The 13,828-nt window shown below is 65.1% G+C and carries 18 protein-coding genes and 1 tRNA gene; 18 read left to right on the top strand and 1 reads right to left on the bottom strand.

All coding sequences use genetic code 11. The features are described from left to right. The first annotated feature begins 3 nt into the window (after nucleotides 1-3). The 16 genes from J9315_RS04780 (at nucleotide 4) to trxA (ending at nucleotide 11,568) form a co-directional block, all read left to right on the top strand. Nucleotides 4-1,149 carry an NAD(P)/FAD-dependent oxidoreductase gene (locus J9315_RS04780; protein WP_006214163.1) on the top strand — a complete coding sequence of 382 codons (1,146 nt, stop codon included), beginning with the start codon at nucleotides 4-6 and terminating at the stop codon, nucleotides 1,147-1,149. Between the two features lie 3 nt (nucleotides 1,150-1,152). Next, nucleotides 1,153-2,430, top strand: coding sequence for an MFS transporter (locus J9315_RS04785; RefSeq protein ID WP_100244661.1), 1,278 nt, complete (start codon nucleotides 1,153-1,155; stop codon nucleotides 2,428-2,430). Then, nucleotides 2,427-2,756, top strand: a complete 330-nt coding sequence (gene fdxA / locus J9315_RS04790; RefSeq protein ID WP_006214165.1) for a ferredoxin — start codon at nucleotides 2,427-2,429, stop codon at nucleotides 2,754-2,756. Before J9315_RS04785 ends, fdxA begins: the two co-directional genes overlap by 4 nt. Before the next feature lie 97 nt (nucleotides 2,757-2,853). Further along, nucleotides 2,854-3,453, top strand: coding sequence for a YdhK family protein (locus tag J9315_RS04795; protein WP_006214166.1), 600 nt, complete (start codon nucleotides 2,854-2,856; stop codon nucleotides 3,451-3,453). Between the two features lie 220 nt (nucleotides 3,454-3,673). Continuing rightward, nucleotides 3,674-5,761, top strand: coding sequence for a heavy metal translocating P-type ATPase (locus tag J9315_RS04800; protein ID WP_040560587.1), 2,088 nt, complete (start codon nucleotides 3,674-3,676; stop codon nucleotides 5,759-5,761). A gap of 10 nt (nucleotides 5,762-5,771) precedes the next feature. After that, nucleotides 5,772-6,077, top strand: a complete 306-nt coding sequence (locus J9315_RS04805) for a metal-sensitive transcriptional regulator (RefSeq protein WP_006214168.1) — start codon at nucleotides 5,772-5,774, stop codon at nucleotides 6,075-6,077. 64 nt (nucleotides 6,078-6,141) lie between these two features. After that, nucleotides 6,142-6,819 carry a hypothetical protein gene (locus J9315_RS04810; RefSeq protein WP_225984161.1) on the top strand — a complete coding sequence of 226 codons (678 nt, stop codon included), beginning with the start codon at nucleotides 6,142-6,144 and terminating at the stop codon, nucleotides 6,817-6,819. A 41-nt stretch (nucleotides 6,820-6,860) separates the two neighbouring features. Continuing rightward, the gene (locus tag J9315_RS04815; RefSeq protein WP_061873197.1) at nucleotides 6,861-7,226 is read left to right on the top strand and encodes a helix-turn-helix domain-containing protein; all 366 of its coding nucleotides are present in this window, start codon (nucleotides 6,861-6,863) and stop codon (nucleotides 7,224-7,226) included. A 13-nt stretch (nucleotides 7,227-7,239) separates the two neighbouring features. Then, on the top strand, nucleotides 7,240-7,758 hold the full coding sequence (locus J9315_RS04820) for a carboxymuconolactone decarboxylase family protein (RefSeq protein WP_040560569.1): 519 nt from the start codon (nucleotides 7,240-7,242) through the stop codon (nucleotides 7,756-7,758). Nucleotides 7,759-7,773: 15 nt separating this feature from the next. Next, nucleotides 7,774-7,847: transfer RNA gene (locus J9315_RS04825), tRNA-Cys, on the top strand. Nucleotides 7,848-7,891: 44 nt separating this feature from the next. Beyond that, a complete protein-coding gene (locus tag J9315_RS04830; protein WP_156491183.1) occupies nucleotides 7,892-8,038 on the top strand; it encodes a hypothetical protein in 147 nt (48 codons plus the stop codon). 322 nt (nucleotides 8,039-8,360) lie between these two features. Beyond that, nucleotides 8,361-8,951: a LysR substrate-binding domain-containing protein gene (locus tag J9315_RS04835; RefSeq protein ID WP_197464198.1), complete on the top strand. Its 591-nt coding sequence runs from the start codon at nucleotides 8,361-8,363 to the stop codon at nucleotides 8,949-8,951. A 136-nt stretch (nucleotides 8,952-9,087) separates the two neighbouring features. Continuing rightward, on the top strand, nucleotides 9,088-9,477 hold the full coding sequence (locus tag J9315_RS04840; protein WP_040560570.1) for a metalloregulator ArsR/SmtB family transcription factor: 390 nt from the start codon (nucleotides 9,088-9,090) through the stop codon (nucleotides 9,475-9,477). Nucleotides 9,478-9,479: 2 nt separating this feature from the next. Next, a complete protein-coding gene (locus J9315_RS04845) occupies nucleotides 9,480-10,421 on the top strand; it encodes a cation diffusion facilitator family transporter (protein WP_006214174.1) in 942 nt (313 codons plus the stop codon). Between the two features lie 114 nt (nucleotides 10,422-10,535). Continuing rightward, nucleotides 10,536-11,150, top strand: a complete 615-nt coding sequence (locus tag J9315_RS04850; RefSeq protein WP_179861205.1) for a CueP family metal-binding protein — start codon at nucleotides 10,536-10,538, stop codon at nucleotides 11,148-11,150. A 94-nt stretch (nucleotides 11,151-11,244) separates the two neighbouring features. After that, nucleotides 11,245-11,568 carry a thioredoxin gene (gene trxA, locus J9315_RS04855; protein ID WP_006214176.1) on the top strand — a complete coding sequence of 108 codons (324 nt, stop codon included), beginning with the start codon at nucleotides 11,245-11,247 and terminating at the stop codon, nucleotides 11,566-11,568. Between the two features lie 744 nt (nucleotides 11,569-12,312). On the opposite strand, the gene J9315_RS17420 is transcribed toward trxA, so the two are convergent. Next, nucleotides 12,313-12,648, bottom strand: coding sequence for a DNA cytosine methyltransferase (locus J9315_RS17420; RefSeq protein WP_225984242.1), 336 nt, complete (start codon nucleotides 12,646-12,648; stop codon nucleotides 12,313-12,315). Between the two features lie 553 nt (nucleotides 12,649-13,201). Between J9315_RS17420 and J9315_RS04865 the strand changes: the two genes are divergently transcribed. Then, on the top strand, nucleotides 13,202-13,459 hold the full coding sequence (locus J9315_RS04865) for a hypothetical protein (protein WP_006214177.1): 258 nt from the start codon (nucleotides 13,202-13,204) through the stop codon (nucleotides 13,457-13,459). Further along, complete coding sequence (locus J9315_RS04870; protein ID WP_124108932.1) at nucleotides 13,456-13,788, top strand: hypothetical protein; 333 nt, start codon at nucleotides 13,456-13,458, stop codon at nucleotides 13,786-13,788. The genes J9315_RS04865 and J9315_RS04870 overlap by 4 nt, the downstream gene beginning before the upstream one ends. Nucleotides 13,789-13,828 lie beyond the last annotated feature (40 nt).

Below are 13,828 nucleotides of genomic sequence, written 5' to 3' on the forward strand. Positions count from 1 at the left end.
TCTATGACCCCACAGCACGTTCTCATCCTCGGCTCGGGAGCAGCCGGGGCCGCAGCCGCCCGCACTCTCGCCTCACGCGACGATGTCCGGGTGACGCTGGTGACCCGCACCGGGGAGACGCCCTATACGCGGATGCTCATCAAGGGAATCGCGTTCGGTCCGACACCGCCGGAGATGATCAAGCTCCCGCTGCCTCAGATCGAGGTCATCGCCGACACCGTGCTCAAAGTCGATACCTCGGCGAAGCAGGTCCAGCTGACCTCCGGCGCACAGGTCTCCTACGACGCGCTCATCGTCGCGACCGGGAGTATGCCTCGCTCCCTGCCCGCTGACGTGTTCGGCGGCGAAGACGCCGGACAAGGGCGGGTCACCGCTCTTCACTCCGTGGAGGATGCCCTGGGCATCCGAAAGCTGCTGACCGGACTGGGGCGACCCGCGCGGGTAGCGATCTACGGCGGTGGAATCATCGCAGCCGAGACAGCCTCGTCTCTGCAAGCCGACGGACGCATGGTCACGCTGGTCTCCCGCAGTTCAGTTCCCGGCGTCGGAGCGTTTGGGGCGCCCGTGGCTGAGCGCCTCGCCGCCGACCATGCCGCCAAGGTGCAGGCCCGATTCGGTCGCACTCTCCAGCATGTCGACGAAACAGAATCCGGTGTCACCATCACCCTCAACGACGGAAATCCCGTCGTGGCTGACTTCCTTCTCCTCGCGCTCGGCACGACGCCCGCAGCCCCGTCACCGTGGACGAACGGTATCGACGTCGACGATCACCTCCGCGCCGCGGCAGAACACGTCTACGCAGCCGGAGGTGTGGCCACGCACCACGACGAGGCACTGGGCGCCTGGCGCATCGACCATTGGGAAGACGCCGCCGCACAGGGTGCGCATGCCGCGCAGGCCGCATTGCACGACCTCGGCATTAGCGACGATCCGGGCGCCTACCTGCCACGCAGCCCTTACATGGCAATGGTCTACGGTCAGATGATCTCCGGAGTCGGGTACACAGCCGGCGCAGACGCCCACCTGGAAGCCGGTGAGGAGTTCATCGTCCGCCACGAGACCGACGGCATCGTCGTCGGCGTCACTGGCATCGACGCAGTCGGCACCGTCTACCAGTGGGGGCAGCAGCTCCACGGCGTGCGGGCATAGGCGATGGCGGGAGACTGTATTAGGCAGATCCCACGGCGGGGCTTCGTGCTCTCGCTGGCAGCGACCATTCTCATGATGGCCGCTGCCAGCGCGCCGTCCTTGTTCTACCCCCAGATCGCCGAACGGCTCGGACTCATCCCCGTCGCCACCACACTCGTGTTCGCGGTCTACACCTTCACCCTCCTGGCCGCGCTGCTCTACCTCGGACCACTCTCCGACCACGTCGGCCGACGTCCGGTCGTGGCCGCCGGTTCTTTGGCGCTGGCGCTGAGCGTGGCCATGTTCTGGTTCGCCGGTAGCCTCGCGGCGCTCCTGGTCGCCCGAGCCTTGCAAGGGCTCGCAGCGGGTCTGCTGATCCCGGCGCTGTCGGCGATGATGATCGACTTCGAGTCCCCGTCGCATCGGAACATCGCAGCCCTGTGGAACACGATCGGCCCGATGATTGGCCTTGGGGCCGGGGCTCTCGGTGCTGCGCTTCTCCTCGATCTCACCTCCGAACCGACAACTGCCGTCTTCGGGTCGCTCGTGCTTGCCTTCCTCATCGTGGCAACGGTCGTGTGGAGCACACCGGAACTGGCCCCGAAGACCCGGATACGACGTGGCGACCTCCGTCCGCGGTTCACCGTGCCACCGCACCTGCGCCGCATGTTCACCGCCGGAGTGCCCGTGATCATCGCCGGGTGGGCGACCAACGGGCTTTTCCTCGCGCTCGGAGCCGACCTCGTCGGCAGTGAGCTTGGGGGCTCCACGCACACCCAAGCTGGGATCGTCATCTTCGCACTGGCGATCTCCGGAGTCACCGCCTCGTCCGTCCTACAGCGGCGTTCCGCCCGCACCATCAGCCTGTATGCGACCAGTGCCCTGGCGTTCGGCACCGCAGTGAGCATCGGCGCCCTCGCACTCGGTTCCTACTCAGCCTATGTCGCCTCGGTCGCGATCGTCGGTTCCGGGTTCGGCACAGCGTTCCTCGGGGTACTGCGCACACTCATGCCCCACACGGCATCGTCGGAACGCGCCGCCGTGATGGCTGTGATCTACACAGTTGCCTACCTGGCATTCGGCGTGCCCACCATCGTCGCCGGATTGCTCGTGCCGGTGCTCACCCTGTCGGGGACGATGACGATCCTCGGTGCGATCATCATCGCCCTCAGCCTCGTCGCCACCGTCCTGCGCCTGCGCATCCCGCACCCGGCCGCAGGCCCGGCAGAGACTGACGACTTCCCCGAGCCTCCCACCGGCTCTCACCGCCGATCCGCACCCGACCGAGAGGAGCAGCCATGACCTACGTGATCGCGCTTCCCTGCGTGGACGTCAAGGACCGCGCCTGCATCGACGAATGTCCTGTCGACTGCATCTACGAGGGCGAACGCTCGCTCTACATCCACCCCGACGAATGCGTCGACTGCGGAGCCTGCGAACCGGTCTGCCCCGTCGAGGCCATCTACTACGAAGACGACCTGCCCGACGAATGGTCTGACTACTACAAGGCCAACGTCGAGTTCTTCGACGAGTTGGGTTCTCCCGGAGGAGCCGCGAAGATCGGACCGACGGGCTTCGACCATCCCCTCATCGCCGCATTGCCCATCCAACACGAGCAGACCCTCTGAGAAGGGGCTTCCGATTGATCCATACCGACACAACACACAAGCCTTGACTAGTACCCCCTAGGGGTATATGGTAGGCATATTGATGAAAGGAAATGACATGCAGAGGAGACTGCGAACAGGACTGGCAGCGGGAGCGCTCGGAGTGGCGCTCGTGCTCGCCGGTTGCGCCAGCGGAGCAGACGACGACCAGCAGACCGACCCTTCGGCTACTGAGGAGCATCAGGGCCACGGCGGCAACAACGCAGAAAGCGGTGATGAGGAGATGGAGCACCCGATGGACGGCGGACCGGCACCCGAGGGTATCGCCGAAGCCAGTGAGCCCACCTACCCTGTCGGTACCGAGGTGCAGCTCACGGCCGACCACATGGAAGGCATGGAAGGGGCTACAGCAACGATTTCCGGCGCATTCGACACGTACACGTACTCCGTGAACTACACGCCCGCAGGTGGCGGCGACCCCGTCACTGATCACAAGTGGGTCGTGCAGGAAGAAATTGAGGATGCCGGCGACGAGCTTCTGGCCGACGGCACAGAGGTGACTCTGCTCGCCGAGCACATGGAAGGCATGGAAGGCGTAAAGGCCACCATCGCTTCGTCCACCGATGAGACGGTCTACATGGTCGACTACGAGACGGACGGCATGAAGATGACGAACCACAAGTGGGTCGTCGAGAGCGAGATCCAACCAGCGTCCTGAGCCGACGTTCGCTTGCCCGGCCACCGGGTGAGCGGCAATCGGCCTGGCTCGATGACGGAGGAGAGGAATCATGACGGACCCGAACTCACACCAGCACCACGGCCACGAAACCGATACACCCGCCCACGGCGAGCATCACCACGGGTCTGTGTCCGCGCACGCCTCGGCGGATGCGCACGGCACGCGCGAGGGTCAGCACACCGGGCATCAGGGCCACGCCATGGACCACGGGCAGCACTCAGGCCACACGGGCCTCGACGAGCACGGCGGCCACGATGAGCATGCCCAGCACGGTGGGCACGGAGATCACAGCGGCCATGGCGGGCACGGGGACCACGTTGGCCAGTTCCGCCGGCTGTTTTGGATCAACCTCGTCATCGCCATCCCCGCGGTTGCCCTCTCACCGATGTTCGCCATGCTGCTGGGCTACGAGGTCCCCGGCTGGGCGGGCTGGGTCGCCGCGGCACTGGGCACCGTCATGTACGTCTGGGGCGGCAGGCCCTTCCTCACCGGTGCCGTCAGCGAGTTGAAGTCCCGCAAGCCCGGGATGATGCTGCTCATCGCTCTGGCGATCACGGTGGCCTTCTTCGCCTCCTGGGCCGCCACGCTCGGGCTCGTCCATCACGAGCTCGAATTCTGGTGGGAACTGGCGCTGCTGATCGTCATCATGCTGCTGGGCCATTGGATCGAGATGCGCTCCCTGGCCCAGACCACCTCGGCGCTCGACTCGTTGGCGGCACTGCTGCCAGACGAGGCCGAGCGCGTCGAGGGCGAGAACGTCGTCAAGGTGGCCCCAGCCGACCTCGACGTGGGCGACGTGGTCATCGTGCGCCCCGGCGGCAGCGTCCCGGCCGACGGAACCATCGTCGACGGCCGCGCCGACATGGACGAGTCCATGATCACCGGCGAGTCCCGCCCGGTCTCTCGCGGCGAGGGCCAGACCGTCACCGCCGGCACCGTCGCCACCGACTCCGGCCTGCGGGTGGAGATTACCGCCACCGGTGACGACACCGCCCTGGCCGGCATCAACCGGCTCGTCGCCGAGGCGCAGAACTCATCCTCCCGCGCCCAGCGGATCGCCGACAAGGCCGCGGCCTGGCTGTTCTGGTTCGCTCTTGGCGCGGCGCTGGTCACTGCGGTCGTCTGGACGCTCATCGGCATGCCCGACGAGGCCGTCGTGCGCACCATCACCGTGCTCGTCATCGCCTGCCCCCACGCCCTCGGCCTGGCGATCCCGCTGGTCGTCTCCATCGCCACCGAGCGAGCCGCCCGCGGAGGCGTCCTAGTGAAGGACCGCCTGGCGCTGGAGTCCATGCGGCAGGTCGACGCGGTGCTGTTCGACAAGACCGGCACGCTGACCAAGGGCGAGCCCACCGTCACCGGCGTCGAGCCGACCGGCGAACTCGACGCCGACCAGGTCCTCGCCCTCGCTGCCTCGGCCGAGGCCGACAGCGAGCACCCGCTCGCCAAGGCCATCGTCACCGCCGCCAAGGACAAGGGCCTTGCCCTCCAGCAGGCCAGCGGCTTCTCATCCTCGCCCGCCGTCGGCGTCACCGCGACCGTCTCCGGCCAGAAGGTCCGCGTCGGCGGGCCCCGGCTGCTCGAGGAGACCGGTCAGCACGAGGTCGGCACGGCCGAGGCATGGCGCTCCGAGGGCGCGATCATTCTGCACGTTCTCCGCGGCGGCCAGGTGGTCGGCGGGCTGAGGCTCGCCGACGAGGTCCGGCCAGAATCCCGCGACGCCGTCGACGCCCTCCACGCCCTCGGTGTCGAGGTCGTCATGATCACCGGCGATGCCGAGGCGGTCGCGAACGAGGTCGGACGGGAGCTCGGCATCGACCGCGTCTTCGCCGGCGTGCGCCCGGAGGACAAGTCCGCGAAGGTCTCCCAGCTGCAGGAAGAGGGCAAGAGGGTCGCGATGGTCGGCGACGGCGTCAACGACGCCCCGGCTCTGGCGCAGGCCGATGTCGGCATCGCGATCGGCGCGGGCACCGATGTCGCCATCGCCTCGGCCGGGGTGATCCTGGCCAGTTCCGACCCACGCAGCGTGCTCTCGATCATCCAGCTGTCGCGACGCGCATACGGCAAGATGAAGCAGAACCTGTGGTGGGCCGCCGGCTACAACCTTCTTTCGGTGCCGTTGGCGGCCGGTATCCTGGCACCGGTGGGATTCGTCCTGCCAATGTCGATCGGCGCGATCCTGATGTCAGCCTCCACCGTGGTTGTCGCGCTCAACGCCCAGCTGCTGCGGCGCATCGACCTCACACCCGAAGCCAGCACGCGTTCCGTCCTGGAGCGCCAGAAGTAAGGACATGCCCATGTCTGTCGATACCGATTCCCACCAGCACGGCTACATCAGCGACAAGGAGCGCTATCTCGGCCGCATGAAGCGCATCGAAGGACAGGCGCGTGGGATCGCGAAGATGATCGATGAGGAGAAGTACTGCATCGACATCCTCACCCAGGTCTCCGCTCTGACCCGTGCCCTCCAGGGGGTTGCGACTGGTCTGCTCGACGACCATCTCAAGCACTGCGTGCTTGATGCCGCCAAGCTCAGCGACGAGGCGGCCGTCGAGAAGATCCAGGAAGCCACCGACGCCATCAACCGGCTCGTTCGCTCCTGAACCCGGACCCCGATCACCGCGTTCCAGGACACGGCGGGCACAAACCCTCAGGATGCCAGCGCGCTTGATCCTTGCCGACGCGCCGTCCGCCCGCGACGCGCTCACCTTCGCTAAGCGGGCCGCGCAGGCCGGTGCCCATGGCGTGCGCTTGCAGGCCGCGGCCGGGCTGCTGCGCATGAGCGCAGCCGCGCTAACGCCCCGTGGTCCGCTCGACCGCACTCCTACGATCCTCGTCCTTCGCACGCTCCGCTCCGACCCTCAGCTGCAGTGCGACGTCACCGTGGAAACGTTGACCGCGACCGCCGTCCCTCTTACCCTGGCGTTGCCGGAAACCGCGCTGGCACCCGCCTGGACCAGCGTCGAACCCCCGCAACACGGGTGGAGACTTATTGCGGATGTGTCCAGCCTGACGCTGATGCGCAGCGCCCGTGCCGGCATCGAGGCCGTCGCCCAAGCACTTCCCGACAAACCCGGCGACGATGTCGTCCGCAAGATCCGGGGCACGGTTTGGGGCACCCCGGACACGGCACTCGCATCGCTGCCACAAGGCGTTGCGTTCGCCGCCTACGTCTTCGGGTTCCTCAGCCGAGGAAACGGGGCCACGATCTCAACCGCCGGCCGTTGGACGCGGTTGACCCTCCCGACTGGACACGTGCTCCTGCGCGGACCCGTCGCCTCTGGCCTCACCCCGATCCGCCGCACCCGGCCACGCGTTTCCGAGTCCGTCACATCGATTGAATAACCCTTGATACCCTATAGGGGTATGGGGTAGTATTGATGACTATGAAAAAGGTTGAGCACGTGCACGCCACGTATGACACACCGCATCTGAATGCGGCGGTCGGAGTCTTCGCGTTGCTGGCGAATCCGGTGAGTGTGAAGATGATCCTCGCCATTCGCGACATCGAGGTCTCTGCCAATCACCTGGCGGACATCGTCGACCTTCCCGTCGACCAGACCTCCCACGAGCTTCACCGCCTGGAGTCGGCCGGGATCGTGAGTCGGCAGCGACGCGAGTCCGGCGACTTCTACCTATTGAACGGTGTGCATGCCGGGGCGCTGGCTGAGGCTGCGATCTTCCATGCCGAACATCAGCAGCAGGAACGCACTCGTGCGGGTTCTCCCACCTCGAACTCGCGACCGAACTGACAGAGGAGGCATCATGCCCCGTTTTTCCCGATTGACCCCTGAGACCGCAGTGGGGGCCTCACGAGACTTGCTCGGCGATCTCGTCGAGCGGCACGGCCAGGTCGGAGACATGGTCTCGACGATGGCGCACTCCCCGGCGGTGCTCGGCGGCTATCTGCAGCTGAGCAAAGCCATGCGTCGCGCCAAGCTCGACCGTAAGGTCAGCGAGCTCGTTTCGATCGCCGTGCAGTCGAAGCAGGGATGCGGAATGTGCCTGGCCTCGCACATCAGCGCGGCACGATCGCTCGGGGTCAGCGATGACGAGATCGCACTCGCCCAGCAGGGTACGGCGATGACCGGCCCGGTCGCGGCGATGATCGCGCTCGGCCTCCAGGTCTACCGTGAGCCTACGTCGATCACCGACGAGCAGATTGACGAGCTTCGGGGATACGGGTACAGCGACCGTGAGATCTCTGATGTCGTCGGGGTCGTGTCGCTGAACATTCTCACCGGCGCCTTCAACCTGGTTGCTGGCCTCACGCCGGGCGACTGACTTCGCCGGCGACTTGGTGCCTTGGCCGAGAGGATAGGCAGCGGTCTGCAAAACCGTTTACACGGGTTCGAATCCCGTAGGCACCTCCACTTCCCGCTGAGCCCAATAGGACACACGTCGTTGGAGGCGAGTGATGGAGAGCCAGCACATCTTCAACGGTGACATGACACGCGCCGCGCGCATCCTCGTGAAGGTGAGCGCCCAATATATCGCCCGTGAAGCCAACGTGACCAAGGAAGAGTTGCGCGACTTCGAGAAGGGGCGACACGACTTGTCGTAGAAGAAGCAGGAGCGTGTGCGGGCCGCCCTCGAAGAATTGGGGCAGAGTTTCTGCCTGACGGACCCAACGGCGGCTACGGCATCCGTCTGAAGTTCGGCCGTTCCAGGATCTACTCACTTGAACGTTGCGAGGGCGAGGGCGGGCCGCGGCTCACAACAGAGTCTGATCGTCGGACCCAGGCCCATGTGCCCTTCTCGGAACCGGATTCAAACCTACCTTTTCACCTGGAAGATCGCACCACGGCCTCACTGCGCATCCTGGTGCCGTTGCGCCTGGGCCGGCTTTGGCCGTCACACCTTGCCTCTGTTCCAGGAATGGAAGCGTGGGCACGCTGAGCTCATCGAATACAGTCGCCCGACGGACCCGATCTGGGCCCTGCGCGACGGGGGCGATCGATGCCGCACTCATCCGCTCTTCTTCACCCAAACGTGCCATTGGTCCGGGTTTGGAGCGGTTACCGCTGTTCACCGAACGCCTGGTTGCATCGGTGACGAGTACCGACTCGCGTGCCCGGCAGGAGTCGGTGACCCTAGCCGATCTCGCTGACGGGCCGGTGGCGGTCTGCGCGACCGCTCCGACGGCCACCGGGGAGCTGTGGAGTACGACTGCTCGCATGCCGCGCACGATCTCGGTGGCGAACACGGACGAGTGGTTAACCCGCATCGCTGTCGGCGACGCCATCGGCATCACTGCAGAGGCGACAACGCACAATCACCGCGCGCCGGAGGTGGTCTATCTGCCCATCGAGGATGCCCCACGGGTGACCGTGGCGCTGACCTGGCCAGGGCAGAGGAGGAGCCACCCGCAGGTAGGGGTCTTCGCCACCTGCGCACAGGACTACTTCACCCGACTCATCGACATCGGCTCCCCACCCCGCCTGCTCTCCACCGGGGCCGATGGTCAGCTGACGTAGCTCCCCACTGCAGCTATGCGACCGACCATCCCCCAGGTAGCCCATCCTCGGGTGCGACGGGACCCCTGAGTTTCATTCCGTGTCGGAGCAACAGATCACACTCGACAATATCGCTCTAGCGCGATATGATCGCCCTATGACGATGATTCAAGAGGAGGGGGCAACCCTCGACGAAGTGGCGACAGTAGCGTACGCCCACCTGTTCCAGGCATTTGCGGAGCCGACGAGGTTAGCGATCGTGCAGCACCTCGCCTCCGGGGAGCACCGGGTCCGGGACCTGGTCGAGCACATGGGCCTGGCCCAGTCCACGGTGAGCAAGCATGTCGGCTTCCTCGTCGAGTGCGGCCTGGCGACGATGCGCCCGGAAGGGCGCTCCACCTGGTACTCGCTGGCACAGTCCGAGCTCCTGCGTACCCTCATCGCCGCTGCCGAACGCCTCCTCGATGCCACCGGCACGCAGGCCCTGCTCTGCACGCACCTGCGACTCCCACATACCCACCACGCGACAGATACGGACAAGAAGTAGACATGGGCGCAGGACACAATCACGGCCCCGCCGCCAGCGAGACCGGTCACCCCGGAGATTTCCGCAAGAAACTCTGGATCGCATTCTCGATCACCGCGACGATCGTCGTCGCCCAGGCCATCGGCTCGATCATCACCGGCAGCCTCGCACTGCTGACCGACACCGCCCATGCCATTACCGATGCCTCCGGGCTGCTGGTCGCACTGATCGCCGCGACGCTGATGCTCAAGCCCGCCAACTCCAAGCGCACCTGGGGGTTCCGGCGTATCGAAGTGATCGCAGCCCTCGGACAGTCGGCACTGCTGCTGGCGGTGGGCACCTACGCCGCCATCGAAGGCATCCGGCGACTGTTCGAGCCGCCGGAGGTGCCCGCAAGCGAACTGCTGATATTCGGCATCATCGGCCTGGTCGCGAACATCATCGCCATCACCATCCTCGCCTCCAGCCGCGGTTCGAACTTCAACATGCGTGCCGCGTTCCTCGAAGTTCTCAATGATGCCCTCGGGTCGCTCGGAGTGATCATCGCGGCGATCGTCATCGCCACGACCGGGTTCATGCAGGCCGATGCCATCGCCGGACTGCTTATCGCCACATTGATCGTGCCTCGCGCGTTCAAGCTCATGCGCGAGACCACCGGCGTCCTTATGGAGTTCACTCCCAAGGGCCTCGACCTCGACAAGGTGCGTTCGCACATCCTCGAACTTGACCATGTCAAAGATGTCCATGACCTGCACGCCTCCACTGTGGCGACCGGCCTGCCGACCCTGACCGCCCACGTCGTCGTCGACGACGAGTGTTTCACCGACGGTCATGCCGCGCAGACGCTCCACGAGATCAAAGATTGCGTCGCAGGACACTTCGAGGTCTCCATCCATCACTCGACCTTCCAGATCGAGACCGAGCACATTGCCGAACATGAACCGGAAATCAGCAAGCACGACTGAACGCAGTGCCCCCTCCCGGGCTCGTTCCGGGGGCTTCCGCGTCACGCAGGTAGGCACTACCCCTATGGGGTAGTATGGCCAATTGGCACCACGGCAGACACGGCAAGGAATCCCATGAAAAACTTCAGGCCATTCCCGAAGTACGGCGGAACGAAAACCGCTGCAATCACCGTCGTGGTCGGCGCTTTCCTGCTCACCGGATGCACGGCCGCCAACGACTCACCCTCAGCCTCCTCGGCCAGCGGAGCCGAGATCCTTGCCGAGAACGGTCTCGATGGCCTCGACGTGCGTGAGCTGGTCGAAACGCTCGATGCGATCCCGCTGGACGAACGCACGGAGACCTTGACCACGTCGATCACTGCGGAGGCGGTCACGCTCACCGATCAGCACGAACACACGGCAGAGGTGCGGTTGCCAAGTAACGAGATCTACGTATCCGTCGCCCCGTATCGGTCGCAGACCCATGATTGCTACTACCACAGCCCGACCGGATGCCTGGGTGAGCTGCGCAACGCAGACGTGGCCGTCACGGTGACGGATGCGACGACCGGCGAGACGATCGTCGACGAGGAGATGAGAACCCTCGACAACGGCTTCGTCGGGATCTGGCTGCCCCGAGGCATCGAGACGTCGATCTCGATCACCCACGACGGCCAGACCGCCACCTCCAAACTTTCGAGCGTCGACGACGATGCGCAAACCTGCTTGACCACGATGCGACTGGCCTGAAACCAGCACCACGGGAATACCCCCAGGGGGTAGGGTGTTGTGGTGTGCGTGCGGTCTATCGCACGCAACGTGTAACAGGAAGGAAATCAGTCCCATGAGCGAAGTCACCACCGTCGACACCCAGACCTTCGATGAGGTTGTGCTCCAGAGCGACGTTCCCGTTCTCGTGGACTTCTGGGCAGCCTGGTGCGGCCCGTGCCGTGCAATCGCGCCGGTCCTGGACCAGATTGCTGCCGAGCAGGATGGAAAGCTTCTCATCGCCAAGCTCAATGTCGACGAGAACCCCGACATCGCCTCGCGCTACAACATCAGTTCGATCCCTGCGATGAAGGTCTTCGACAAGGGTGAGATCGTGCGCGAGATCATCGGGGCGATGCCGAAGCCGCAGATCGAGCAGCGCCTCGACGGTATTATCTGAGGCTCGGCCGTCGAACTGTTCCCGAACTCCGCCGATCGTTGCGCGGCAGTTGACGATCGCCCAAATCAGCGTGGTTCCATACGTAGTCCAAGACTGCGCAGGGCAAGGAGCGCTTGAAGTGGCAGGACCCCGTTACCCAACGCGGTGTTCTGCTGATTTGCAGTCAGATCACCCATCGGGTCGGTGATCCATCCGACTGGCAGACCTATAAGCCATTCCACGAACTCCGGCGACGAACGTGGCCCTCTGTCCTCGTTCAGAACTGCGGGGGCAGGGGCGCCGCGTCGGGTGATGTGCTCCCATCGTGCGACGGCGTCGGCGTATCGCCCCCAGCGACGAAGATGCTGTCGACTAGCGCGAACAGGGTCTCCGCTGCGTTCGAGTTGATGGTCGAGCCGCCCGGTCCGTTAAGTGCGAGGTCGATTATCTGATGACTCAGTGCGATAGTGCCGCCGCGGGCTCTGACCGTCTCCATCGTCTCTCCGCCCCGAGAGGAGTCCGTTGCTAGCGGCGTCCGGAACAGCGCCCCTGCGGTAGGCGACGATGAAGATACGGAAGCGATGGTGATCAGCGCCGGAAAGTGAAGCCGGTAGGCCGATCCATCGTGCGTCATACCGCAAGTCGGCCAGGTCTCCGAGTACGGCGCCTGCCGTCCGAAGAGGTCGGGCTGATGCGTCCCCCAGACCGCACGGGTCGGATGCCAAGTCGCAAACGGTTGCATGGCCAGCGGCTGTAGGATCACGGTCAACGGGTCCACTTGATACCCCTTCGCGGGTCGGGTAGCGGGGGCCGAGAGCAACCCCTTACGTTCTCGATCACGACGCACGCGGGTTGCAGCTCCTCGATTGCGCGTGCCATGCACGACCAGAGCCCCGAGCGAGTACCTGGCGCGATGCCTGCACCCTTGCCGACGATTGAGACGCCCTGGCAGGGGAAGCCGCTTATCACGATTTCGACCGGCGGTACGGTACTCCAGTCTATGACGGAGATGTCGCCGAGGTTTGGGGCATCCGACCAATTGTGAGAGAAGACTTGCGCGACCGAGGTGTTGATCTCGGAGAACCAGACCGTATCCCCCACCAGTGGCGTGTTCGACGGCAAGGTCGAGCCCTCCGTACCCGCTGAAGGTCGAGCCAATTCGCGGCGAGGAAACGGGGGGAAGTGCGACGTGCAGACACAAGTTGCTCCGGGTGATTGGCTTTCCCGGTGCTGAGCGGTTGCCTGCCCTACCGGTCTGGTTGCTGCCAGGTAAGCGAGTCCGTCTCCGGCGCCGAACTTCTCCAGCGCTTCCCACTCACCTCCCTGTCACCTGCGCGACCCTTACCGGGCTTCCCACGGCATAATTTTTGGCTCGGCGTTCTCTCGTCGCCAGCCTGATCACCTACCGCTCAGAGTTGGTCCACACCTCTTGCAGATCAAGGTGTCAACCCAGGTTGACAAGGCTTCGCGGCGGCGGGATCGCGCGGTCACCTGGAGATCGACAGGCCCCGCGGCGGGCCGAGCGAAGGGACAGGAGACAGGTCATGGTGGAACGGGTGGAGCTCGCGATCACGGAGCTGAGCGAGGCAAGATCGCTGACGATCTACGTCGTTACGGCGCCTACCATGAGCGCACGGGAGTCGATCTCTGGAACGTGTTCACGAAGCAGAAGCCGCACGAGCTGGAGCCTCCGAACCTCACGCAGGAGATCAAGGGCAGGACTGCCTCGCACCACGCGGTTGCTGAGAGCTGCATGGCGATGGCCTCCGTCATCGAGAGCGAGAACCCGTTGCTGCTCACTCCGGAGACGGTCCAGCTCATCCAGGAAGCCTTCGGCGACATCTACGGTGGCGAGTTCCCCCTTGGGCCGCTCGCACGGCAATGTTCTCCCGCATGGCCTCCCGTCGCATGAGTGAGGCCGCCGGGAACGGATCGTTTGCTCTCGCTGAGTTCGTTGTGGTGAACGCGGAGCTGCAACCCTCTGATGCCGAGCGCTACGAGGCCGCGATCATGCACTACCTGACCGAAGCCAACGCGAAGATCAGCGAGCAGCTCGCCGAGTTGCGCACAAGCATGGACGGTCTGAACGAGCAACTCCAGGCGCAACGGCGCGAGATCGACCAGTTGCGCAACCCCAGTGCAACACGCCGACAGCTCCCGAACCCCTTTCGCTCGACCTTCGAGCCCACCGTGCAGGCTCCCCGGCGGCGCGGCCCGTCCGACGACGGGCCGGCCCTGTAGCCAACCTCCGGCATTGAGGCTCACACCGATGCCGTGGTGA

Source organism: Brevibacterium sp. W7.2 (genome assembly GCF_018137945.1).
Classification (GTDB): domain Bacteria; phylum Actinomycetota; class Actinomycetes; order Actinomycetales; family Brevibacteriaceae; genus Brevibacterium; species Brevibacterium sanguinis.